This window comes from Nitrosomonas sp. Nm58 (assembly GCF_900107335.1).
Classification (GTDB): domain Bacteria; phylum Pseudomonadota; class Gammaproteobacteria; order Burkholderiales; family Nitrosomonadaceae; genus Nitrosomonas.
This window is the reverse complement of the sequence record NZ_FNPQ01000023.1, coordinates 1-25570: the sequence shown is the minus strand read 5'-3', so window position 1 is coordinate 25570 and position 25570 is coordinate 1. Positions and strand designations below refer to the sequence as shown.

18 protein-coding genes are annotated in these 25570 nt (G+C 50.3%); 8 read left to right on the top strand and 10 right to left on the bottom strand.

The genetic code is table 11. From position 1 onward, the window contains the following. Positions 1-50 precede the first annotated feature (50 nt). A complete protein-coding gene (locus BLW34_RS09860) occupies positions 51-242 on the bottom strand; it encodes a YezD family protein (RefSeq protein ID WP_090541869.1) in 192 nt (63 codons plus the stop codon). A 514-nt stretch (positions 243-756) separates the two neighbouring features. On the opposite strand from BLW34_RS09860, the gene BLW34_RS09855 reads away from it, so the two are divergent. Further along, positions 757-2127, top strand: a complete 1371-nt coding sequence (locus tag BLW34_RS09855; protein ID WP_090578910.1) for a toll/interleukin-1 receptor domain-containing protein — start codon at positions 757-759, stop codon at positions 2125-2127. A gap of 3 nt (positions 2128-2130) precedes the next feature. Further along, positions 2131-5655, top strand: a complete 3525-nt coding sequence (locus tag BLW34_RS09850) for an nSTAND1 domain-containing NTPase (protein WP_090578907.1) — start codon at positions 2131-2133, stop codon at positions 5653-5655. Between the two features lie 237 nt (positions 5656-5892). On the opposite strand, the gene BLW34_RS09845 is transcribed toward BLW34_RS09850, so the two are convergent. The 3 genes from BLW34_RS09845 to BLW34_RS09835 form a co-directional block, all read right to left on the bottom strand. After that, positions 5893-9192: an nSTAND1 domain-containing NTPase gene (locus BLW34_RS09845; RefSeq protein WP_218138825.1), complete on the bottom strand. Its 3300-nt coding sequence runs from the start codon at positions 9190-9192 to the stop codon at positions 5893-5895. Then, entirely contained in the window at positions 9189-10634 is a 1446-nt protein-coding gene (locus BLW34_RS09840; protein ID WP_090578901.1) for a toll/interleukin-1 receptor domain-containing protein, read from the bottom strand. Before BLW34_RS09840 ends, BLW34_RS09845 begins: the two co-directional genes overlap by 4 nt. A 67-nt stretch (positions 10635-10701) precedes the next feature. Next, positions 10702-11562, bottom strand: a complete 861-nt coding sequence (locus tag BLW34_RS09835; RefSeq protein ID WP_090578898.1) for a DUF4231 domain-containing protein — start codon at positions 11560-11562, stop codon at positions 10702-10704. Between the two features lie 255 nt (positions 11563-11817). On the opposite strand from BLW34_RS09835, the gene BLW34_RS09830 reads away from it, so the two are divergent. Next, positions 11818-12675 carry a zinc metalloprotease HtpX gene (locus BLW34_RS09830; RefSeq protein ID WP_090578895.1) on the top strand — a complete coding sequence of 286 codons (858 nt, stop codon included), beginning with the start codon at positions 11818-11820 and terminating at the stop codon, positions 12673-12675. A 10-nt stretch (positions 12676-12685) separates the two neighbouring features. On the opposite strand, the gene BLW34_RS16130 is transcribed toward BLW34_RS09830, so the two are convergent. Both BLW34_RS16130 and BLW34_RS09825 read right to left on the bottom strand, forming a co-directional pair. Continuing rightward, positions 12686-12829 (bottom strand): hypothetical protein, encoded by a 144-nt coding sequence (locus BLW34_RS16130; RefSeq protein ID WP_177166008.1) that lies wholly within the window; start codon positions 12827-12829, stop codon positions 12686-12688. 24 nt (positions 12830-12853) lie between these two features. After that, positions 12854-13999: a S1C family serine protease gene (locus BLW34_RS09825; RefSeq protein ID WP_090578892.1), complete on the bottom strand. Its 1146-nt coding sequence runs from the start codon at positions 13997-13999 to the stop codon at positions 12854-12856. A gap of 239 nt (positions 14000-14238) precedes the next feature. On the opposite strand from BLW34_RS09825, the gene BLW34_RS09820 reads away from it, so the two are divergent. Continuing rightward, entirely contained in the window at positions 14239-14682 is a 444-nt protein-coding gene (locus tag BLW34_RS09820; protein ID WP_090578889.1) for a DUF2147 domain-containing protein, read from the top strand. Positions 14683-15040: 358 nt separating this feature from the next. Here the strand turns inward: BLW34_RS09820 and BLW34_RS09815 are convergent, their stop codons facing one another. The 4 genes from BLW34_RS09815 to BLW34_RS09800 all read right to left on the bottom strand — a co-directional run bounded on the left by BLW34_RS09815 (position 15041) and on the right by BLW34_RS09800 (position 22240). Continuing rightward, on the bottom strand, positions 15041-15823 hold the full coding sequence (locus BLW34_RS09815; RefSeq protein WP_090578885.1) for an N-acyl homoserine lactonase family protein: 783 nt from the start codon (positions 15821-15823) through the stop codon (positions 15041-15043). Between the two features lie 25 nt (positions 15824-15848). Beyond that, positions 15849-17513 carry an energy-dependent translational throttle protein EttA gene (ettA, locus tag BLW34_RS09810; protein ID WP_090541885.1) on the bottom strand — a complete coding sequence of 555 codons (1665 nt, stop codon included), beginning with the start codon at positions 17511-17513 and terminating at the stop codon, positions 15849-15851. A 972-nt stretch (positions 17514-18485) separates the two neighbouring features. Then, the gene (locus BLW34_RS09805) at positions 18486-19685 is read right to left on the bottom strand and encodes an acetyl-CoA C-acyltransferase (protein ID WP_090578881.1); all 1200 of its coding nucleotides are present in this window, start codon (positions 19683-19685) and stop codon (positions 18486-18488) included. Between the two features lie 44 nt (positions 19686-19729). Further along, on the bottom strand, positions 19730-22240 hold the full coding sequence (locus tag BLW34_RS09800) for a 3-hydroxyacyl-CoA dehydrogenase/enoyl-CoA hydratase family protein (protein ID WP_090578877.1): 2511 nt from the start codon (positions 22238-22240) through the stop codon (positions 19730-19732). Between the two features lie 282 nt (positions 22241-22522). Between BLW34_RS09800 and BLW34_RS09795 the strand changes: the two genes are divergently transcribed. From BLW34_RS09795 to BLW34_RS09780, 4 genes are all read left to right on the top strand, one after another. Further along, positions 22523-22891, top strand: coding sequence for a hypothetical protein (locus BLW34_RS09795; protein ID WP_090578874.1), 369 nt, complete (start codon positions 22523-22525; stop codon positions 22889-22891). Between the two features lie 63 nt (positions 22892-22954). Then, positions 22955-23239 carry a PepSY domain-containing protein gene (locus tag BLW34_RS09790; protein ID WP_090541891.1) on the top strand — a complete coding sequence of 95 codons (285 nt, stop codon included), beginning with the start codon at positions 22955-22957 and terminating at the stop codon, positions 23237-23239. Between the two features lie 85 nt (positions 23240-23324). Beyond that, positions 23325-24008, top strand: coding sequence for a response regulator transcription factor (locus tag BLW34_RS09785; protein WP_090578871.1), 684 nt, complete (start codon positions 23325-23327; stop codon positions 24006-24008). Continuing rightward, complete coding sequence (locus BLW34_RS09780) at positions 24005-25342, top strand: ATP-binding protein (protein WP_090578869.1); 1338 nt, start codon at positions 24005-24007, stop codon at positions 25340-25342. Before BLW34_RS09785 ends, BLW34_RS09780 begins: the two co-directional genes overlap by 4 nt. Positions 25343-25570 lie beyond the last annotated feature (228 nt).

Genomic DNA, 25570 nt, shown 5'->3' with positions numbered 1-25570 from the left:
TGGTTGGCTTTAGATGAAACATGATTTGAATATATTAAATTTTTAATTCATTATTTAATTTTGTGAATAGAGCCAGCGTGATGGATGCGAATCTTTTCTCGGCACTCGATCTGCACGATCTGGCCGTCATGAATCACGATCTCGACTGAGCCGTATTGAATACTGGTAATGGCTCGCAGAATCTCCTGCTTGATGTTCTGGGAAACTGGCCGGCCGTTTTCTGGTGTCGTGCTGTTTGTCATTGCGCTGGAATAATGTGTTGACTCAATGGTTGGGCACTTTACCAGTCATTCTATATATATAAAAATAATATTAATTCATTTCTTTATCACTATTTCATATATGTAAAATTGGCTCTGCAAAAATTGATTTGCGGATCAATTCGTGAAAATGATTCCAGGCGGTTTTTTCACAAATTATGAGAACATGTCTAATAGCCCGAATATTTCATAAATTGGCACGTGCCCTCACTTGTCTTTTGATTAATAAGAAAGATTTTGCTCAGTCGGGTGTATGAATCACTACACCCATCCTTCTCAAAACTTCCCTATTAATCAAAATCCTGCGTGATCATCACGCGAATTTGTGAAATATTCGGGATAGACGCGATACGCTAGAGCGGTTGATTCAAAGTAGCTCATTATTTTCTCGCAGTTGTCGAGAAATGTATTTTGGGCAGTATGGTAGACTCTAACCATGGTTGCAGACATCATAAAATCTAGCTGAATTGTCACATGGAAGAACGGTAAGCACGCGATGAATGAAAGAAGCTGGGACCGTTTATTGAAGTCGATAGAAGACGGATTGGTTGTGCCTGTGCTGGGTCCGCAAACTCTGATTGCTGAGGGTCGCAATGATTCCTTTCAGGCACAGGTCGCGCGTCGACTTCTACAATTTTATGACAGTGATGCTGGCAGTAATCCGCTGCCGCCCTTTCACGAATTGAACGAAGCCGTCACGCGCCTCAAGCGCGATCATTCTATCCAGGATTTGTATGGCGATATTCATGATGCGATCGAGCAACTCACCCCTAGAAGCGAAGCGGCTATACCGGAGCCGGTCAAGCAAATTGCCGCCATTACGCACTTCCGGTTGTTTGTAACCCTGACGCCGGATGAGCTGCTTGCCCGCAGTCTGAGGACGCGGTGTGCAGTCAATGAGATCGTTCATTCTCCCTATTTGCCCACGAGCGAAGGCACGGATTTACCCACCGACTGGCTGTCGCGCCAGGGAGAAGTGTATCTGCTCTATTTGTTTGGCAAATCCAGGCCTGCTCCCATGTTCGCGATCCACGATGAAGACATTCTGGAATACGTGCATAACATCATCGCGCGCGGCAGTCATGTACCGGTCAAATTTTTTGCCGAATTGCAGCAGCGTAACTTGCTGCTGATCGGTTGCAATTTTCCTGAGTGGCTGAGCCGATTCTTCCTGCGTTTGACCAACCAGCGACGGCTCTCGGATACGCAAAGAAAACGCGAGTGGTTGATCGAAGCGTTGAAGCCTGAAGAGGAGCTGATTTATTTCTTGAAAAGCTACAGCGAAGGAACCGAAATGCTGTCTGATATCTCGCCGGCAGCATTTATTGCCGAATTGCATCAACGCTGGCTGGCACGCCATGGTGCGGTAGACGCGTCCGTATCCCCGCAAACCGAGGTGATTCCCCTCGATACCCTGTTTTTCATCAGCTATTGCCGTACGCCTGATTTTCCTGCAGCTGCTAAACTGGTGGAATCATTAAAATCGTTGGGTGTGGCAGACAATGAAATCTGGTTCGACAAATCAGCGATCGAGCCGGGGCAGGATTTCCGCGAACGTATTCTGAAGGGAATCCGCACATGCCGCTATTTCGTACCGCTGATCTCCAGTTCGGCTGATAAACTGGATGAAAAGTTTTTCCGGCGTGAGTGGAACGAAGCCCTGGACCGGAGTAAATCGATTCAAGGCAGAACATTCGTCATTCCCATGATCGTTGATCAAGCTTATGATCCCGAGCAATATCAGCGTGTACCGCGCGAGTGGAAGGATGCTCTGGATTTTGGCCATGCGCCGGGCGGTGTTCCCAATGAACAGACGAATGCGTTATTAAAAAAACTCATCCGGTCCGAGCGACAACGCGATATTTAAGCGATGAATAACCTTCCTACACCGCTAGCGACAGGCATTCCTGATTCAATTCCCACTCATAGCGATACGAGAACGGGAGTTACGCTGACGGCGCAATCGCCATGGCCAGGGCTGGCGGCTTACGATGAGAACGCGAGCGATTTCTTTTTTGGCCGTAAAGAGGAAGCTGCCGAGCTCGCGCGGATGATTCGTCCGGCGCCCCTGACTGTGCTGTATGGTAAATCCGGGCTTGGCAAGACATCATTGTTACAGGCAGGACTTTATCCGCTCTTGCGTGCTGAACATTATTTTCCTGTGCACCTGCGGCTTGATTTTGCTCCATCGGCATTACTGTCTCCACTCGAGCAGGCGGTGCAGAAACTGCAGGAAGCGCTTATAGCAGCGGGTGCGGAATTTCCGGAGCCAGCAAAAAACGAAAGCTTGTGGGGCTATCTGCATCGACGCGGGCTGGAAATCTGGAGTCAAGACAATTATCTGCTGACACCGGTGCTGGTTTTCGATCAATTCGAAGAAATTTTCTCTCAAGGCGAGCGGGCGCCTGATCAGGTGCAGCTTACGCTGAATGCGCTGGCTGATCTGATCGAGAACCGCATTCCCAGTGAATTCACCGCCGGGGAAACCAGCCGGCGTGTCCTCTCTGAATTGGATTTACAGGCGCAACGCTATCGTGTTGTGCTGTCCTTCCGCGAAGATTTTCTACCCGAGATTGAAGGCTGGCAGAGGCAAGTGCCTTCCTTGTTGCGTAACCGTTTGCGTTTGCTGCCCATGTCTCGCGAGCGGGCCATTGAGGCTATCACGGCGGCGGGGGTTGCCGTGCTGGCAGCAGGGGTCGCCGGACCGCTGGTCGATTTCGTCGGTAATCTCGATTCAGCCACAGCGAGTGCGTTGCCGGTGATCGAGCCTGTGCTGCTGAGTCTCTGTTGCTACCAACTTAATCAGCGCCGCCCACCCGATGGCAAGATTGATATTGAGTTATTGCGTCAGGCTGGCCAGGATATTCTTCAGGATTTTTATGACGAAGCGCTGGCAGGGATGCCCGCATCTGTTTCAGAGTTTATCGAAACCCATTTGATCCAGGGTGATCGTTATCGCAGCAGCTATCCTGTCGATCAGGCATTACAGGATGGATTCTTGACAAAGGTGCAGCTTTCGCTGCTGGCAAGTAAGCACCGGTTGCTACGTATCGATCCGCAATTAGGCGTCAACCGCATCGAGTTGATTCACGATCGGCTGGTCAGTGTCGTCAGCAAAGCCCGTGATGAGCGTTTACGACAGCTGGAGCTGCAGCGTCTCCGGGCGGAGGAAGAAGAGCGCCGTCGCCGGATGGCGCTCGAGACCGCGCTGGAAAAACAGGCTACGGCAGAAGCGCTGGCAGCGGAACGGCTGAAAGCAACAGAAAGGGCGCAAGCGGATGCAGCACGGTTACGTAAGCAGGCGCGGCAACTGCAGGCTGCGCTAGGGGGCGTTATCATTCTGGCAATGGTGGCAGGCTATGGCTTTTACAATGCCAATACTGAAAAAAAAGAAAGAAAACTGGCGCAGCGCGAGATCATCAGTTTGCGGCTGGTAGCCGAAAGTCTGGATATCTCGCATGGCATCCGGCCCGGAGGCGATGAACGCGCTATGCTGCAATTGCTGGCAGCGCAACAAATTGCGCCCGGTAATAAAAAGGTCGATGGAGCGCTGATCACGGTATTGAATAAAAAATACAATACGCGAAAAATCTGGACGGCAGGCACTCAGATTAATGCCATTGCTTTTAGTCCAGATGATAGGCGCCTGGTTTCGGTTAGCGATGACGGGGTGTTGCATTGGTGGGAAGCGCAAACAGGGCAATCGCTTGGCGAGCCAATACACATTGCCGAAAAAGGGATCACCAGTATCGCTATTTCTCCTGATGGTAAGCAGTTGGCAACGGGGAATGCTGACAGGATGCTGCGTTTATGGGACACCAAGACGGGGCGGCCTGCCGGTGATGGCTTGCCAAGCGATCAACCTATCGATAGCATGGCTTTTTCACCCGATGGCAGGCAGTTGGTCACGACGGGCGAGAGCATGCTCCAGTTGTGGAATCTGGCAACCGGCGAACCGATGGGTGCGCCTTGGCAAGGGCATGATGGCGCCATCCGCAGCGTCGCCTTTTCCCCTGACGGTAGCCGGCTTGTTTCAGGGAGCGAGGATAAAACGCTGCGGCTATGGGATATGCATACCCGGCAGCCGTTAGGTGAAACATGGCGTGGACATAACGGAATCATTACCAGCGTTGCTTTTTCTCCGGACGGCACCCGTATCGTTTCAGCTAGCGAGGATAAAACACTACGGCTATGGGATAGCCGGACCGGGCAGCTCGTCGGCCAACCTCTGCGCGGACATGAAGGCGCTGTGATCAGTACTGCATTTTCACGTGACGGCAGGCTGATTGCATCAGTCAGTCGTGATGCCACGCTGCGGTTATGGGATGCCGGCAATATTCAATTCATCGATGTGCCGCTGCAAGGGCACGAAGATATGGTGACGAGCGTCGTGTTCAGTCCGGATGGCAGTCGCATGCTCTCGGCCAGTGACGACAAAACGCTGCGCCTGTGGGATGCCCATACCGGCGAGCCGATCGGCGAACCGATGCGAGGGCATGAAGGAACGCTCAATGGCGCCGTGTTCAGTCCCGATGGCAGCCGCATTGTGTCAGGTGCAAGCGACAAGACGCTGCGGCTATGGGATGCCGCTAATGGCCAGCCGGTTGGTAACCCGTGGCATGGGCATGAAGACGGCGTGGAGACTGTCGCCTTTAGTCCTGATGGCAGCCTGATTGCGTCGGGTGGTAAGGACAATACCGTACGTCTGTGGGATGCCCACACCGGCCAGCAAATCGGCGCACCGATGCGGGGGCATGAGAAAATGGTCAGGAGCGTGGCTTTTAGCCCGAACAGCGCCTTCATTGTTTCCGGGAGTTACGATCAGACTTTGCAGCGCTGGGATGTGAGGACAGGTCAAGCTGTCGGCGCGCCCATGCGCGGGCACGAACGGGATGTGGTTAGCGTCGCTTATAGTCCGGATGGGCAGTATATTGCTTCCGGCAGCAAAGATAAAACGGTGCGGCTGTGGAATGCGCATACCGGCCAATCTGTTGGTGAGCCGTTAGTGGGTCATGAGGATCGCGTCAATAGCGTCGCTTTCAGCCCTGATAGCCACCGTATTATTTCAGGCAGTCACGATAGCATGCTGCGGTTATGGGATGTAAACAGCGGTCTGCCGATAGGTAATCCCATGCCCGGGCACCTGGGATCGGTCTCGAGCGCGGTGTTCAGTCCCGATGGTTTGCGTATCGCCTCCGGCAGCGCCGACATGACCGTGCGCCTGTGGCCGGCTACCACGGCATGGAGCAATGCGCTCTGTAGCAAGCTGACGCGTAATATGAGTCAGATGGAATGGCATGAGTGGATATCGCCAGATACCAAATATCGGATACAGTGTCCTGACTTGCTCGTTCCTGCCGATGCCGCTTCGCTCCGTAAAGCGCCCCAACCGTGATATGTTGTCTACTATACTCATCGTACTTCAAAATTCAGCACGAAAGATCTCTTCCTGTGGGGAGAAGGCAGGATGAGGGGCTATGAAAACCGAATTTTAACGTGTGAAAAGTATAACGGCATATATTACTTTATCCCACTTCAAAAGCAGGCTCATTCTTGGTTCCCTAATAGATTTTTGGCATGATAGTTTCTCCTGGTGTTAAAAAAGGGCTCAATTGATTGGATGAATGTCCTGTCATCCTTTTTCTCCGCACGCCCAGCGTTGTGCGGGGGTCAGCGCCTGGGTTGAAGCTTGATTTAGAGGATCAAAAAGGCCTAGCTGCTGACGTTCAGATTTGCGCAACGGGCAGAGCTTCTCGGCTCGCGCTGCCAATTCTCTGAGGGGCAGCATAAAAATACTGGCATCCCACAGGCGCACGGTCTTGTCCGAGCTGCCTGAGACGATGCGGCGGCCGTCCGGGGAAAAAGCGACACTTATAACGGCATCCTGATGTCCCTGCAGGGGGTGGCCGATGGGTTGACCGGACTCAGCATCCCACAGGCGCACGGTCTTGTCCGAGCTGCCTGAGACGATGCGGCGGCCGTCCGGGGAAAAAGCGACACTTATAACGGCATCCTGATGTCCCTGCAGGGGTTGGCCGATGGGTTGACCGGACTCAGCATCCCACAGGCGCACGGTTTGATCCCTGCTGCCTGAGACGATGCGGCGGCCGTCCGGGGAAAAAGCGACACTCATAACCAAATTCTGATGTCCCTGCAGGGGTTGGCCGATGGGTTGACCGGACTCGGCATCCCACAGGCGCACGGTGCTGTCCAAGCTGCCTGAGACGATGCGGCGGCCGTCCGGGGAAAAAGCGACACTCATAACAAAATTCTGATGTCCCTGCAGGGGTTGGCCGATGGGTTGACCGGACTCAGCATCCCACAGGCGCGCGGTGCTGTCCCTGCTGCCTGAGACGATGCGGCGGCCGTCCGGGGAAAAAGCGACACTCATAACGGCATCCTGATGTCCCTGCAGGGGTTGGCCGATGGGTTGACCGGACTCGGCATCCCACAGGCGCACGGTGCTGTCCCTGCTGCCTGACACGATGCGGCGGCCGTCCGGGGAAAAAGCGACACTCATAACGGCATCCTGATGTCCCTGCAGGGGTTGGCCGATGGGTTGACCGGACTCAGCATCCCACAGGCGCACGGTTTGATCCCTGCTGCCTGAGACGATGCGGCGGCCGTCCGGGGAAAAAGCGACACTTATAACGGCATCCTGATGTCCCTGCAGGGGGTGGCCGATGGGTTGACCGGACTCAGCATCCCACAGGCGCACGGTCTTGTCCAAGCTGCCTGAGACGATGCGGCGGCCGTCCGGGGAAAAAGCGACACTTACAACGGCAGCCTGATGTCCCTGCAGGGGTTGGCCGATGGGTTGACCGGACTCAGCATCCCACAGGCGCACGGTCTGGTCCGAGCTGCCTGAGACGATGCGGCGGCCATCCGGGGAAAAAGCGACACTCACAACGGCAGCCTGATGTCCCTGCAGGGGTTGGCCGATGGGTTGACCGGACTCAGTATCCCACAGGCGCACGGTCTGATCCCAGCTGCCTGAGACGATGCGGCGGCCGTCCGGGGAAAAAGCGACACTTACAACGGCATCCTGATGTCCCTGCAGGGGTTGGCCGATGGGTTGACCGGACTCGGCATCCCACAGGCGCACGGTCTTGTCCCGGCTGCTCGACACGATGCGGCGGCCGTCCGGGGAAAAAGCGATACTGTAAACAGCATTATCATGATAGCGGCGCATGATCTCAATGGGACGAGTCAGCGCATTGGCTAATGCCACATCAATTTCATGCACGTAGCGATGATCATCAGTGCGCCGACTTTCCGGTGTGACGCTCAGCGCGATCAACGCGCCGACTCGAGCATTGCCATCATTGGCGTAGCTGCGTGATAAGCTCGCAGCTGCCAAAGCGCCAGCGCGTGCCTGATGCAGGGTTTCTGCTTGCTGGCGTTGGATTTCAGCCTGTTGCATTTGATTCTCTCGATGCAAAGAAAGGCCCTTGCCCGCAAGCATCAGAACCACGAGTAGAAAGGCACTGGCTTTTATGCTATTGAAGATGAAATTTTTATGGCGGAATTGCTCGATAGTTTGCCAGGCGTTACCATAGCGTTGACACCAGTGAGGACCAATTTTATTCTGTCTGATCCAGCGGCGAATTTGCCAGCTATCGCGTAAGGAAAGGTAGCGGTTTTTTTCTGCGCGCCGTACCAGATCCCACCATTGCCGCCCATCATCACGCTCTTCAAACAGCCAACCTTGTTTGAAATCGCATTTTTTTCCGCATAGTTTGTGCCAGCTGCGAATCAGCGCTTCATGACCGATATCGATTTCAGGATCTTCGCCACTGCCTTGCTGGATGAAACTCGCTTGCTCACTGCTGAGTTGTGCCAATACTCGATCGAGCGAAGCTTTGGCGCGATCAGGTTCACCATTCAATCTTTCCGTGATCAGATCGAGCAAGGCGCCATATTGTTGGGGACGGCGCGTGGCGCGATCCTGTTCATCCAGTTGCGTGATGGCTTTCATCAAGCGTTCCAGCGTCGTGAAATCATCGGGATGGGATTGTGCCAGTAAATCGGTTAATTGCTCTGCTTTGACATGGATGGAGTCTTTGATGCCGCCTATCGTTTGATAATCTTCATCCCGCAGCTGCTTGGGTTTTCCCGGCGCAACTTCCCATAAGCGCCGCAATGTGTGTTGCAAGGTAGGCAGCAGATCGGTTTCTTCCTCGATATCCAGCAATAGCCGTTGCACCAGCAGGTTATCGATCTGGCCGTCCGCATCATCGATCGGCCCGCGAATGATCGCTTCCAGTTGATCCCGGCCAGGCAGCGGTACCAGATACTGCGAGATACTGACTGCTTCAGCCAGACCAGTATAGGCCGCGCAATTGCCAAAAAAATCCGAGCGCATGGTAATGACCACATGCAGGCGGCGGTGGTTGGACTGCTTCACCGCGGTCAGCAGGAGTTCGACAAATGCGCGGCTTTCTTCTGCCATCGCGGCTTTTTGCAGCCCCTGCGCCTCTTCGCCATAGCGGAACAGTTCCTCGAACTGATCGACGACTAACAGCAGCTTAGGGGCATCAGGTGCTAATTTGTCAGTAATCTCGCTCAGACCATAAGCGGATTGGCGCAGCGTCATGTCGTAACGGTAAGTGCGGGCGTTGGCCAGCGGATCGCTTTCTTCCTCGCGCGCTTTTTCTGAAAGGGCTAACGCAAGTTTTGCAATCGGTGCTGAGCCCGGTTTGGTGATGATCGTTTGCCAACCCTCATCCGTGAGCCGGGGCAGAATACCCGCGCGCACCAGTGATGATTTTCCCGAACCTGAGGCGCCGACCACTGCCGTGAAGCGGTTGCTGCTGCCGACTTTGCGCAGTAGCGTGGCAATTTCCTGGTCACGACCACGGAACCAGTGGTGATCAGCCATTTCAAACGGCCGTAATCCGACAAAAGGAGGCTGGGTGGATGAGGTTGTCATGATTCGCTCCCGTGTGGGGGTAGAATTTCCAGCGATGCCAGAAGATCCTGGCATTTCTGAGCATTATCTGGCAATGCTTCGATTTTTCGACAGATAATCCCTTTCTGAAAAAATCGCCGTTTTTCAGCATCATTTCCGCCAGGCAGCCGCAGACAAACTGTTTTGGCGGGCGCCGGTGATAATTTGGTTAAAAGGGCTTGCAGATTTTCTTGACTGGCCATACCCCAAGGGATTAAAACAGCGGCGGTCTCCGGTGTGAGCTCAGCGTAAGTTTCAGGATCGAACAACTGAACGTTAAGTTTGCATTCCTGGATGGCATTGGCCAGTTCAGCTGCCAGTTCTTCATCGTCAGGATGCGCTGCCGCGACCAGTAGCTGGTTAAATTTGGTCCACGGGGAATGTTTCCCGGCCTGTGAGGCTGGCTTGAGCCGCTCGCGCAACAATTGCGATAAATCAGTCACTTCTTTACCAAATATTTCTTCATTTTGCTGCAGCGCGCCAAAATGTTCCGTGACGACATCGACAGGATTTCGTTTATCACCTGTTTCCGTACGATGCCAGCGGGGCACCCACAGAATACGTTGGTATGGCATTGCGCGCGCCAGCCGCAATTGGAGCGGAACAATCGGCTCGGTAGCGCCTTCTGGCGTAATGCCAAGATTATCGCCAAGTAGATGCACAGCAAATGTTGCTTGAGATAGTCCTTCTCTGATCATGCTTTCAAATGCTTCGGCCGTATCAAGCGGCGTATCCACTTCCGGCACGACTTTGATGCCATTTTTTTCCAGGTCATTGACCAGCCTCTGCCGTGCATCGCGCAGATCACTGGCCGCAAGCGCAATAAATACAATCTGACCCGTTGCGGTCACAGAGGAAGCCATAGCGGCTGGCCGAACGATGCCGAGCTTGTCAGAAATGGCCTCTGCAATTGTTTTGACGAGATCATAGTAGGCCGTTTCGTCTTTTAATCCGCGCCAATAAAATTCGCGTGTTTTACCCGTGAGATCGATTTCAAAGAATTGATAGCCTGTGCGTGCATTGTTGCCTTGCATGAATGGCGGTAATAATTTCCTTTCAAGCCGGTGCTTGAAAACAGGGATATAACGTTCACTGCCATCTGCATGCAGCTCAACGAACAGTTGCAATTCGCGCTGGCACCAGTCTCGCTGTATCCAGTTTTTTGAAAGAATCGGGAGCAAAAGCTTTGCTTGTTTCAAAGCTTGTTCAATCTTGGGGGTGAAGGCTTCATGCGGTTCAATCTCATAGCGATCAAGCCACAGTTTGGCTTCCGCGGCACCGCGATCCGTTAATTCAAATCGCAACTCATTCCAGAAAAATGAGACCCATCCCTCCGCTTTTTTATCGGGTGGCTGTTCGTTGTCCGCGCGGGCATAGCTGATAAAAACAGCGTTCTCAGAAGTTGGCCGAGTAGCCTCTGTCATGATTTATTCCCCATAACAATAGTGTGCAATAGTGTGGATTGTTCAATCCCATCAATATTTTCAGAACCTAAGATTCCATCCATAAACCCATCCAGGCGCTGTTTTCTGCGGCCAGTACTGTTTCGCATTCTTTTACCCAATCGGTTGGTGTTGCTTTATCGATCTGTATTTTTAACTTGATGTTCTCAAGCCGATTGGCTGTGGCACGGTAGATCGGAATCAGCTTGCCAAAGCGGGTTGCTTCCAGATGTGATACCACAACACCACCTAGCGTGGTTAGCACAGCGGTAATCGCTGCCAGATCAATATTGAGAAGAGGGGATGCGGCGAGTGCGGCAATAATGGCGGCGACGAGCGAAAGCAGCCATTCCAGAGTGTGTAATCGTTGGGAGTAGGTGTCATATCGCTTCGATCGATCGCGGTAATACTTGATCTGCTTATCGATCCGTTGCTCCATATACTCATTTAGACTCAGGTCTTGCCTGGGACAACTTCCCAAGCCCTTGGCTGCCCGCTCAAAAAGAAGCAGATCATTTACCCTATTTTCAATCTCGGATTTTTGATTCAGCAGAATTTTGTCGCGTGTTTGAGGATCATGGTATGGGCCAGCCTGGGTAGCGTAGAGAAAAGCCTCTCTTTTTAATGCTTCCGACGCGATGCGTGCACGCAAGTGGCGGTCGAGGACATCTTTGTTCAGCCATCTTGCAGTAATAAACGTGACGAATGCCAGACTGATCGCACTGAGTACAGCAAGGTAAATGGCAATGTTGGGGTTAATTTGCTGGACTGCGAATGCGGCAAACAGAGCACCGAGGAATGAAGCGATAAAGGTTGAATAACGTGCGCGATCAGTAGCTGACTTTAAGGCATTCGCTGTTTCTGACCAGGCCACCTGGCGGTCGGCGACGGATTCTAAGATGGACATCATGAGGTCTCTCCTGTCGATCAGTTGCAAACAGACACATCGCTGCCCTATGAGCTTATGGCTGTTCAATTGTAATACTGAAATGTGGTGTATTGTAAAGTTGTTCTGAAGTGAGTTTTCTTACAATGCCTAAATTACTGCAAAACAATCTGACATCGAATTTATGAATAGTGATAAGGTTATCTCGACATTATCCATATGGTTGATCGATTTCATGAAAGGAATGAATGGTATGCATGATTGCTTTGGGAATAGCTCATGTTGAGTACTCGTGCATATCATGCATGGATTAACCGTCTGCAAACCCTGCTGTTGATTTGTTTGCTGCTGGGTATTTTGATCCTCACGGGTTGGTTATTATTCGGCGAAGAGGGCCTGTGGTTAATCATTCTGGTCAGCGTGACCATCCTGCTGATAGGGCCCGCTGTGGCCTCGCGACTGACCCTGATACTCTACCGTGCTCGCCCTATTACACAGCATGAAGCGCCTGAGCTGTGGCGCATCATAGCGTTCCTCGCGGCACGGGCCGAATTAACCAGTGTGCCAACGTTGTACTATGTGGCGAGTCCCCTGGTCAATGCATTCACCGTTGGTCACCGGCGACATGCTGCCATTGCACTTACCGACGGTTTATTGCGTTACCTGTCGATACGTGAGCTTGCTGCTGTGCTGGCTCATGAGACTGCGCACGTCGCGAACGGTGACCTTTTTGTCATGAGTTTGGCAGCTTATATAAGCCGACTCATACGTGTACTTGCATTGGCTGGCCAGATCCTGTTGTTCTTCATGCTACCTTTCGTATTTTTCGGCTATGTGACAATTAACTGGATGGTTCTCCTTCTGCTATTTTTCTCACCTCATTTGGCTTTGCTGCTACAACTGGGGCTTTCGCGCGTGCGGGAATTTGACGCTGATCTCAAGGCTAGCCAACTCACTGGTGATCCTGAAGCGCTGGCATTGGCGCTTGCCAAGATCGAGCGAGTGAGCCGTTCTTGGCAAGCGTGGCTGTTTCCTGGCTGGAGCAATCCTCAATCTTCTTGGCTCAGAACACACCCTGCCACTGAGGAACGCATCCGGCGTTTACGATTACTTCGTGCTACCTCCAATATTCAGTAGCTGGCCTAGTTTATCTCCCATGCTGTCTGCTCGCCGGCGCATTCATCGTCACGCTGGTATCTTGGCGGTATTTGGCATTAACATCACCCAAAAAAACAGAAGGTTTTTTACGATAGGCAAAAACTTTAACCTGGATTGCAATTTGTTTCAGCAAATCGTCTGCTGGTTAATGCAAAATTCATACACCAGGCTGCAGAACCACTTCGATTTCCTGCGTTTGCCCATCGCGCATGACTGATAGTCGTACTGTATCGCCAACCTTGAAGTCATCGATACGCGCAAATAGCTTGGAGACGGAATTGATGCTTTTACCCTGAACAGCCACGATCACATCATTCGGAATAATGCGGCCGTCACGGGTCAAGATGGCTGCTTTTAAACCCGCTCTATCGGCTGCTGAACCAGGGGATATCCGTAGCACGACCACACCTTCGATGCCAAGCATAGCCGTGATTCGCTCATTGAGCCGCTCATCAACTTCAATACCCAGCGAGGGGCGGATGTATCGACCTTTGTCGATGAGTTGCGGTACTACGCGCATGACAGTATCGACCGGCACAGCGAAGCCGATACCCGCGGATGTGCCGCTTGGACTGTAGATGGCGGTGTTGATGCCAATCAGGCGCCCTGCTGAATCCAGCAGGGGGCCACCAGAATTACCAGGGTTGATTGCTGCATCGGTCTGAATCAAATGCTCGATGGTAGATCTGCCACTTTCGCTAGTGAGCGCACGATCCAGCGCAGAGACGATGCCGGTGGTCAACGTCCAGTCGAGTCCAAAGGGGTTGCCGATGGCGAAGACTTTCTGCCCAACTTTCAGGTCATGACTGATGCCTATTGGAACAGGGGGTGGGCGCTTGAAGCCAACGCCAATTTTCAATACTGCTATATCATGTGCCGGACTTACGCCCACCAGAGCGGCTTTGTAGTCACGCCCATCAGCCAGTTTGACCATTGCTTCACTGGCATCCTCAATCACATGGAAATTAGTCACGACGTGGCCTGCATCATCCCAAACAAAGCCTGAGCCTGTGCCTCTGGGAACGGAAAATACGTTGCGCGTCCAAATATCACGGACTAGCGTGGCCGTTGAGATAAATACCACCGAGTCGCGGGATTTCTCGAAAAGCTCGATGGTCGTGCGCTCATCTGCAGCCAAGTCACCACGCGCCGTCACCGTACGTACGCCACCCTCGTGAGGCGTGAAAAGTGATTCAATGAGAGGCAATGACCACCATAGCAGTATCAAAGCCGCAACGGCCCCTGTGAACATCATCAGCCGACGCAAAAAAGGATCAGGACTTGCGGGAGGGGAGGGGTACATAGCGGCTTCCTCTTGAATAATGTAAATTAACTGTGACTGGGATAAGGCATAAGAGACTTCATTCTAGTAAGAAAGCTTCTACCTGAACAGTAAAAAATCTCACCGTTTATCAAGGGTAAGCCTTCCTGAAAGGATTGGAAAAAACTGTTACTGGACGATTGGCTAAAAGTCCATGATCTCTGCTTTGTATTTTTTGATATATTGAGCATTGTAAAAATAAATTTTATAGACAGTGAATCATGACATATTCAATTATTACTTCATTACTCGCCATCCTGATATTCCCAGCAGCAGCTCATGCTGAGAGTAATGATGAGGTGACGGGCTTGTGGTTAACTAAAAAACAGGATGTTGCTGTGCAGATCGAGCACTGTGGAGACGAGGGTTTGTGCGGTCATATTGCCTGGCTCAGTCCTGAAGAAGATGCAGAAAATCCAGCTTTATGCGGAACAAAAGTGCTATGGAATATGCGATCCAAAAAAGGTGATCCCACCGAATGGGTAGGAGGGACGCTTTACAAAGCTGATGAGAAAAAGTATTACAGCGCCAACTTACGTTTGACAGATGCAAATACCTTGGCTCTGCGCGCGTATATCGGCGTTCCCATGCTCGGTAAGACTAAAAAGTTAACCCGTACAACAGAAAGCGCTCATCCACCTTGTCATATGCTGGATAAAGACTAGGATTTTTATCCGACGCTTTATCAAACAGATTTATGCCGATAGGATAGTAGGTTATATCATCATAAACTGCTGGGCAGGGATTTCCAGTGCGGCTGACAAGATGCTCCGTAATGATGGGATCAAGTCGTCGCTAGTTGAGGTGGTAAAAACGGGTAGCGGATAAAAGTATGATGATAGTGCACTAACCCGAATATTTCATAAATTGGCGCGTGCCCTCACTTGCCTTTTGATTAATAAGAAAGATTTTGCTCAGTCGGGTGTATGAGTCACTACACCACTCTTTCTCAAAACTTCCCTACTAATCAAAATCCTGCGTGATCATCACGCGAATTTATGAAATATTCGGGCTAATTCCGTATCAATCGCGCCATAACGGAAATTCAGGCAAGGTTCTGAAGAAAGTCATATCGTGATTGGGCCATAGCTGCGCATTCTCGGCGAGAGCAAGTGATTTCAGCTTGCGAATACTGGAGAGCGCTTGCTCCACGTTATCCTGCCAACAGCAGCCAGGTGCAATCTCATCAGATAAGTTCTCATTAAGATCGGCTGCATCGCCGCAGAGAATGACGGGGCGGCCTTTGGGCAAGCGAATGAACAGTGACATATGCCCTGCGGTATGTCCGGGAGTGGTGATGGCCTGGATACCGGGAGCCAGCTCATATTCACCGGCCTGCAAGCGCCATTGGTTCGAGTTGGCCAGTTCATCGGCAAATACCCCGCCATCCAATCCACTCCGGGCTGTTGCCAGCTCATCCTGGTGCACATGAACTTCACACCCGGGTAAATCATACAGACCGCCTGCGTGATCGAAATGCAGATGGCCAATAAATACTAAATCAATGTCGGAAGGCGTTAACCCTAATCGTTCAAGGTAGTGTGGAATACGCTGGTCTGCCTGCATCCTGGGTGCTTCGATAGTAGGATGCATGAAATCAAAATAACGTGTGCGCAAGGTGGGATCCGCCAGTTTGCGGTAGTCGCACCCCACGTCATACAGGATGCGACCATTGGGTGTTTCAATCAGATAAGCCAGTATGGGTGCTTCAATCCACTGTCCATGGCCACGGTTACGCGTTGAAATGATTTTTTCATAGCGTACGGTTCCGGTGAGCAATGTCCAGATTTTGAGTGCACTGGACATATTTTTGATCGCCGTAACCTGCTAATTAACGTGCGATTGGTTTATAGCGGATCCGTTTTGGCTTGGCGCCTTCTTCACCCAAACGCTGGCGTTTGTCGGCCTCATATTCCTGATAATTACCGGCATAGAAAGTAACTTGTGAATTGCCTTCAAACGCCAGGATATGCGTTGCAATCCTATCCAGAAACCAGCGATCGTGCGAGATAACCAGCACGCAACCTGCAAATTCCAGCAGCGCATCTTCCAATGCTCGCAGCGTTTCTACATCGAGGTCATTGGAGGGTTCGTCGAGCAGCAGGACGTTACCGCCGGAAATCAGCGTTTTAGCTAAGTGCAAACGCCCACGCTCCCCTCCGGAAAGCTGTCCCACCATTTTCTGCTGGTCTGGGCCCTTAAAGTTAAAACGGCCAATGTAAGCACGTGATGGCGTTTCATATTTTCCAACGGTGAGGATATCGTTCCCATCGGATACTGCTTCGAAAACGGTTTTGTCACTATCAAGGATATCGCGCGCTTGGTCGACATAGGCGATTTTAACCGTTTCCCCAATTTTGATTTCACCTGTATCAGGTTGTTCTCGACCCATGATCATGCGAAACAACGTTGATTTACCTGCGCCATTGGGCCCGATGATACCGACAATAGCACCGGGCGGTATTTTGAAGCTCAAATTGTCAATCAGTAATCGATCGCCAAAGGCTTTGGAAACATTGGTAAATTCAAAGACCTCGTTACCCAGCCTATCGGCCACTGGGATATAGATTTCCTGTGTTTCGTTACGTTTCTGATATTCCTGCGAATTGAGCTCTTCAAAACGAGCAATCCGAGCTTTGGATTTAGCTTGCCGCCCCTTGGGGTTTTGTCGTACCCACTCCAGTTCCTTTTTAAGTGCTTTCTGCCGGGCAGACTCGGAGGATTCTTCCTGTTTCAGACGAACTTGCTTCTGATCCAGCCAGCTTGAATAATTCCCTTTCCAGGGAATGCCGTGACCACGGTCAAGTTCTAAAATCCATTCGGCGGCATTATCGAGGAAGTAGCGATCATGCGTGACAGCCACCACCGTCCCAGGAAAACGTACCAGGAATTGCTCCAGCCACTCTACGGACTCGGCATCTAGATGGTTGGTGGGTTCATCGAGCAATAACATGTCCGGTTTCGACAACAGCAGCCTGCACAGCGCGACACGACGCTTTTCACCGCCTGAAAGATTCTTAATGATAGTCTCCCATTCAGGAAGACGCAAAGCATTAGCGGCTACTTCCATTTGTTGGGCAGTATCGCCACCGCTGGTTGCAATGATGGCTTCAAGGCGGGTCTGTTCTGTGGCAAGCGCATCAAAATCCGCATCTGGCTCAGCGTAAGCCGCGTAGATTTCTTCCAGCTTTTGCTGGGCACTGAATATATCACCCAATCCTTCCTGCACGGATTCGCGTACAGTCTGTTCCGGGTTAAGTTGGGGTTCCTGAGGCAAATGCCCAATCTTAAGATTGGGCATTGGCGTGACTTCACCTTCAAAATCCTTGTCTACACCGGCCATGATTTTTAATAACGTGGATTTGCCTGAGCCATTCAGACCAAGCAGCCCTATTTTTGCACCGGGAAAGAAACTGAGTGAAATATCTTTAAGAATCGCGCGCTTAGGTGGAATAACCTTGCTTACACGATTCATGATCAAAACATATTGAGCCATAAAGTAGGGGTAAAAATGTGGATTATTAGAAACTTAAATTTATATCGTTACCCTAAAATTGGGAGTTTTTTGTTGCTGATAGATTAAATACCAGAGACTTGGCCTCCAAAGCCATAGAGGGCAGTCATGCGTAAGCTGGTACATTTATTTGATTGATGGCGTTATTAACCCGAATATTTCATAAATTGACACGTGCCCTCACTTGTCTTTTGATTAATAAGAAAGATTTTGCTCAGTCGGGTGTATGAGTCACTACACCCCTCTTTCTCAAAACTTCCCTATTAATCAAAATCCTGCGTGATCATCACGTGAATTTATGAAATATTCGGGTTAAATCAGAATAACCATCTCATGCAAGCTTCAATCCTTCAGCACCTGCATTCAAGACGGTATTTGACTTAATTCATGTTACCATGAATTAAGTATTATAAAGCATGTAATATAAGAATGAATCTTTACGTGCTTGCACGTATTTAATCACTTCCTGTTTTAATATAGCCTATCGCTGGTATTTGGCAATTTATCTTGATGGAATCAGGTAGTTAGCTGTTTGAGCTACCTCATCGAATCTCACTGTTTTTTATAAGACAAAAAAATTGCCACCATTGATGAGGCATATTATGAACATGTAAAGTTGGTCGGCAGAGAGGGTATCGAGCTCGTTCGAGGTGAGTGACTATCCCCCCATTCTTTGCCAGAACAGGAAAAGAAATTGGATTGAACAAAAACGAGCTACCGGGAGGAACATCATGAGAGTTCTGGTTTATTTCAGATCAGGGGTTAGTCAAGTATTTATCATTCCCCAGGACATTCCTACGATTGAATTTCGACGCGTCGCGGAAGCTGTAGGAGGGTGCCTTCATCGAGTCGAATTTATACAAAAAGAAGTAAAATTACAAAAACTGAACAAGTCTTGTTAGAGAGAAATTCAATTTCTTCGGTTTTCTACTTAAAGAAAAATAACAGCCCAGTCTATAATGCTTCAAATACGCCGGCTGCTCCCATTCCGCTGCCCACGCACATTGTGACCATGCCATATTTCTGATGGTGCCGACGTAATCCGTGCAGCAATGTCGCTACGCGAATTGCGCCGGTTGCGCCAAGTGGATGGCCGAGTGCGATTGCCCCTCCCAGTGGATTCACTTTAGCGCGATCCAGGCCTAATTCATTGATAACAGCGAGACTCTGCGCAGCAAATGCTTCATTCAGCTCAATCCAGTCAAGATCATCCAGTTTCAAACCAACCTGCTTCAGTGCCTTGGGAATCGCCTTGATTGGACCAATGCCCATTATCTCTGGCGGGACGCCAGCAACCGTATATCCGATAAACCGTCCGATTGGCGTGAGATTGAAGCGCTGCAGTGCGGCTGCGCTCATGACTACTACCGCGCCTGCACCATCCGACATTTGTGAGCTGTTTCCTGCTGTGACCGAGCCATCTGCTGCAAAGACCGATCTTAATTTTGCAAGTACTTCCAGGCTGGTATCGGCGCGGGGTCCTTCATCCGTGTCCTTCACAGATTTCACAGTCATGACTTCGTGTGAAGTTAAATCCGGTCTTTTTTCTTCAATAGGGTAGGGAGCAATTTCCTGCTTGAATTCACCTGTTTCGATGGCTTTCAGAGCCCGTATGTGGCTCGTCATCGCAAACTCATCCTGCTGTTCACGATTGATCTTCCATTGCTGAGCCACTTTTTCGGCAGTCATCCCCATTCCATAGGCGATGGCCACATTTTCATCATGTGTGAACATAACTGGGTTCATAGCGACCTTGTTACCCATCATCGGTATCATGCTCATGCTTTCGGTGCCGGCGGCAATGATCACGTCCGCTTCACCCAGGCGGATACGGTCCGCAGCCAATGCAACTGCCTGCAACCCAGATGCGCAGAACCGGTTGATGGTCATACCTGACACGCTATTGGGCAATCCAGCCAGTAACAATGCCACGCGTGCTACATTGATTCCTTGTTCTGCCTCCGGCATGGCGCAACCGGCGATCACATCATCAATCGCTGCGGGATCAAGTCCCTCGCATTGTTTCATGACTGCTTGCAGAACGTGAACAAGCATATCATCGGGGCGAACATTTTTAAACATTCCGCGCGGGGCCTTACCGACAGGTGTGCGTAAGGCAGCAACTATGTAAGCTTCTTGAGTTTGCTTGGCCATGGGTTTCTCCATCAATCTTTAAATATCGTATAGGGTCAGTATGACTAGTTTCTGAGTGGTTTACCTGTTTTCAGGGTATGCGCGATGCGTGCCTGTGTTTTCTCTGTTGCCAGCAATTCAATAAACGCAGTTCTTTCCAACCTTAGAAACCATTCTTCATCGACCAGGCTGCCTGGCGTCAAATCGCCTCCACACATGACGTGAGCAATTTTGCTGCCAATCAGATAATCATGCTCGGAAATAAAGTGTCCCTCCAGCATATTGACAAGCGTTCCTTTGATCGTTGCAATCCCTGTTGATCCAGCTACTGGAATTCCGCGTGGCATCAAAGGGGGGCGATAACCTGATTCTGCCAAGGCAAGTGCTTGCATCTTTGCTGCATGGAGAAGCTCAAAACGGTTCATGATGATCGGATCAGCCGGGCGTAAATAGCCCAGTTCTTTTGCTTGCTCAGCACTTTTAGCGAGTTGCGCCATCGCGACGGTCTGGAAATAATGCTTCAATTGCGGAAAAGGATCGCCATCAATCGCATTCCGTCCTGCTCTTAACGCCAGCTCCTTACAGCCACCGCCAGCGGGTAATAATCCCACTCCTGCCTCAACCAGGCCGATATAACTTTCCAGGGTAGCCACAGCGCGATCGCAATGCATTGCAAATTCACAGCCTCCTCCCAGAGCGAGCCCATCTACTGCAGCGACGGTTGGAATCATGGAGTATCGGAGATGTTGCGATAGCTGCTGGAAGCGTGTGATCAGCGTTTCTACTTCTGCGAGTTTGCTGGCCATCAGGGCATCCGCCAGATCCAGGCTGCGCGCGGCTTGTAAAATAGTTGATTGTGCCGTTCTCTTGATTTTCTTCATGAACTGATCGAAAGCAGAAGGCGGCTCTTCACTTTTGGGCTTCTCTGTCTTAGGTTTCTCTGTGGCTTTTTGCAGATTGGCGCCTGCCGAGAAAGGAGGCTCGGTTTGCCAAATGACGAGGGCACGCCAGTGATGCTCTGCTTCCTCGATTGCCCGTTGCAGCCCATTGAGTACTTCGATATCGATCGTGTGCATCTTACTTTTGAAGCTGACAATGGCAATCTCATCGCCAGTGTGCCACATCCGTACTGCATCGGTTTCGAGGATACTTTCACCGTAAACGGTCTCTTCGCCAAACAAACGATCAGGAAACGATTGTTTGCGATACACCGGCAATGTTGATCGGGGTTGCATTGCATGCGCTACCGGTGCGTAGGAGCCTTGGGCTGTATGCACACCTTGCACGCCATTTTGTCCTGCTTCCTGTACCCAGGCAGGTAAGGGGATGTTACTCATGCTTTTGCCAGCAGCAATATCTTCATTGATCCAGCCAGTGACCTGATTCCATCCGACGGTTTGCCAGATTTCAAAGGGTCCCTGATTCCAGCCAAACCCCCAGCGGATAGCGAGATCGAGATCACGTGCATTCTCTGCAATCGCAGTTAAATGGACCGCGCAGTAATGAAACAGATCGCGGTGGATCGCCCACAAAAATTGTGCTTGTGGATGCGCGCTGGCGCGCAGGGCTGAGAACTTTTCAACTGGATTTTTCAGCTTGAGTAGCGATGTAACATCGTCATCCAAGGTATCTACAGAAAGCCGATAGGCATTCGTAGTGAGATCGAGCACATGAATTTCTCGGCCCACTTTTTGGTAGATTCCTTTTCCAGCTTTCTGTCCGAGTGCGCCTTGATCGATCAAGGCTTGGAGCCAGGCGGGGGGCGTGTAATAAGCATGCCATGGATCATTGGTCAGTGTGCTCTGCATGGTATTGATGACGTGCGCTAGAATATCCAGGCCTACCACATCCGCAGTCCGAAAAGTAGCGCTCTTAGGGCGGCCAATGAGTGAGCCAGTCAGCTTATCAACCAGATCAAAGCCTAAACCAAATGCTCTTGCATGATGGATGGTCGCCAGCATGGAAAATATACCTACCCGATTAGCGATAAAGTTGGGCGTATCTTTCGTGCGAATGACGCCCTTGCCGAGATAAGTGACCAAAAATGCTTCCAGATCATCGAGTATTCTGGCATCGCTCTCCTTGCAAGGAATCATCTCGACCAAATGCATATAACGCGGCGGATTGAAAAAATGGATGCCACAAAAGTGATGACGTAATTCCTCAGGGAATGCTTGCGCCAATTGATTGATCGATAGCCCGGAGGTGTTGCTGGCAAAAATGGTATGCTGGCCAAGATGCGGTGCAACTTTAGTATACAGATCGGTTTTCCAGTCCATGCGTTCGGCAATCGCCTCGATGACAAGATCACAGTCCGTGAGCATGCCGAGATGCTGGTCATAATTGGCGGGTTGAATGCAAGCGGCTTTGGAAGTTACAGAGAGCGGAGCGGGCTCAAGTTTTTTTAGTTTCTCGATTGCTTTCGTGGCGGGCGTACTCGGATCACCCGATTCAGCGGGGAGTTCAAACAACAGTGTTTCGATATTAGCATTTACCAAATGTGCAGCAATCTGCGCGCCCATGACTCCTGCTCCCAGTACTGCAGCTTTGCGCACAATAAAGCGATGGTTACTCAATTTTCCTCCCGCTTGATCTGATTATTGGATAACGCTGCCAATGCAGCCAATTCCCGCTTGTTTTTCATCCTGTTCAGATGACAATTTCACGCCTATTGATTAAGAGATTACAAGCATGAGCACCAAAGAGCAAGTGGGAATCGCTTCATCTTTCTGCAGAATGTATGCAGTCCTATTTTTTTATTCTTTTCGGCTTATTCAGCTTGTGTTTATTTTCTTCAGTATAAAGTAGTCGCCAATGGAAGAAATTCTGATCAAAAAAAACAACCAAGGAGGGGTACCATGAAAACGAGAACTGAAATGATCACGTCAGTAAAATTATTAACAGGAATGTTGTTGAGCGTCGCGCTAGCGGTTCCTATGGTAGTTGAAGCTGGAAGAGGCCATCACCACCACCATCATCATGACCATCACGATCACCATGACCATCATTATTACAGCCCTGGGCCGGGGTATGGTGGCTATGGATACGGCAGACCGCAGCATCACAAACATCGTCATGTACAGCATAATCATTACAACACGCGAAATATCTATTACAACCAACCTTATTATCCGCCGGCTTATGGCAGCGGCTATTATGGTGCAGCGCCAGGTAACTTTTTCCTGGGCATTAGCACGGGAGATGCCCGTTTTATGTTAGGCTATTAAGAATCATACCCAATGGCAGAACGATCCTCGTTCTGCCATTGGGCGGCTTATAGCTTTTAGAGAATGATGACATATCGACATTGCTTGCTGATTACTGTTTTTATCGCGGGTTTCATTTCTGAAGTCACTGCCGCACAGGAAACATTCCTTCATTCCCAAACGAGCAATCAACACGCAGAAATTTCCCAGCAACAAGCAGTCACAATCGCCCGCCAACACATTCCAGGACGCCTTCTATCTGTCCAGCATACGGCCAACAGTTATCGTGTCAAGATACTAAGTAGTAAGGGGACTGTGCGTATTGTGACAATAGACGCGAATAGTGGTGCAGTGATTGCTACTCATTAAATGAAGCAGGTAATGTCAGCCTTGTAAATTTCTACCGCATGACGTTTGGTGCAAAATTTATTTATCAAAATGACTCAATGACACTATGCGTATCTTGATTATTGAAGATGAAATCAAGCTGCAAAAGCAAATTCGTCAGCAACTGGAAATAGATGGATACATGGTCGATGCTTGTGATAATGGTGAGGAAGGTTTGTATATTGCCAGTGAATATCCATTGGATGCGGTGATCGTTGATATTGGTTTGCCTGGTTTGTCTGGCCTGGAAGTGATCGCTGCTTTACGAAAGCGAGGAAGTTTACTACCCATACTCATTCTCACAGCGCGTAATAGCTGGCAAGACAAGGTTAAAGGCTTGGAAACCGGTGCGGATGATTATCTCGCCAAGCCATTCCAGATGGAAGAATTACAAGCCAGACTTAAGGCGCTCTTGCGCCGTGCAACCGCTGTTCCAAGTACGGTATTGAAATCTGGACCCATCATGCTGGATATGGCCGGACAAACGGTCAAGTTAAACGATGATATCGTCGATCTGACAGCATTTGAATATCGCTTGTTAGAGCAATTATTGCGTCATCAAGGTGAGGTAATTTCCAAACAGACACTTACCGATTATCTTTATCCTCACGACAATAATCATGAGAGTAACGTCTTGGAGGTCATGATTGGACGTCTGCGCCGCAAACTTGACCCTGACGGGAAACTCAATCCAATAGAAACGCTACGGGGACGTGGCTATCGCTTTGTCATTAAAGCTCCCTCATCATGAAATCACTCAATCAGCGTATCCTGCTCAGCGCATCATTCGTGCTGCTGATCTTTATTGTTGGAACTGCCCTGACTTTGGATCGCGCCTTTTACGATAGCGCTCAGACGGCGCTGCAAGATCGCATGCTCGGCAAGCTTTTTTTACTGATGGGAGAGGTTGAAGTCGATGACGATGGCAATTTATCCATGCCTGAAGAACTCCCCGCCCTGACTGAATTCAAGCAACTCAATTCGGGTGTTTATGCATTCGTTACAGATCGAACAAACACACCCGTCTGGAAATCGTTTTCTACCTTGAGCATCCCGCTACCATCACGCGCTATTCTATTAGAGGGAGAGAGAAAGTTCGAGCAGATCCTGCTTAATGATGAACCTCATTTTATCTATAGTTTTGCTGTGGCCTGGGAAACAGATGGAGGTGACTATCCGTTTACGTTTCATGTGATCATGGATAGCACCTCGCTAGAAGCGCAAATAGACAGCTATCGCAGAGACTTATGGGGCTGGCTGAGTGTGATGGGATTATTATTACTGATTATGCAGATGCTGGTATTGGGCTGGGGGCTGCGGCCGGTGCGGCAGGTTTCAACTGAACTGAATGCGGTCGAAGCCGGCTTGCAAGAAAGCGTGCAGGGGGTCTATCCAGTCGAGTTAAAACGCCTTACCGACAATATCAATTCGCTGATCCATCACGAACGGGAGCATCAGCAACGTTACCGCAATGCACTGGCCGATCTGGCGCACAGCCTTAAAACCCCCTTGGCTATCCTGCGAGGTGCAATCAGAACAGAAAATCTTTCACCAACAATCAAAACCGTGCTCGATGAGCAGATTGACCGGATGGATAACATCATTCAATATCAGTTGCGCCGAGCCGCCACTGCTGGCAGCTCGCCTGGCACGCGGCTGATTGCGTTACGCCCCGTCGTTGAAAAAATTGTGAATACAGTCAATCGCGCCCACTACGAGAAAGATCCACAGATTGCCATTGAAATTGCGCCTGAGCTTTGCTTGAGAATGGATGAAGGGGACCTGATGGAGTTACTCGGGAACCTGATTGATAATGCTTTCAAATGGTGCCGGCAGGCGGTTGCCATTTGCGCTCAATACGAACATGACGATGTCGTGCTTAAAGTAGCAGACGACGGCCCCGGGATTAAGCATGAGGAAATAGGCAGGATCATCGAACGGGGGGTGAGAGCCGATCAATCGATGCCGGGTCATGGCATTGGTCTGGCCGTTGTTCGTGATATTGCCCAGGCATATGAGGGGGCTTTATCTGTTGATCCAAACAGAAACAGCGGCGCATCTTTTATCGTCAGATTAAAACGTTAAGAGTAAAAGGCTGTTTTGAAATAATTCAATGATTTGTCATGTGGTTGTGGTTCCGACAATGCTCTCAACTGTTTTATGATTCCATTGTACCAAAGTGATTTATCGGACGAGGAATGAGGGTCTCTTCCAATATGAAATGAGCGTAGTAATCGGCCTTCGGCCGCAATGCGTTTGAAAGAAACACGATGCGGCGAGATGTGCGGTAAAGTGGAATACCGCGACGGCGAA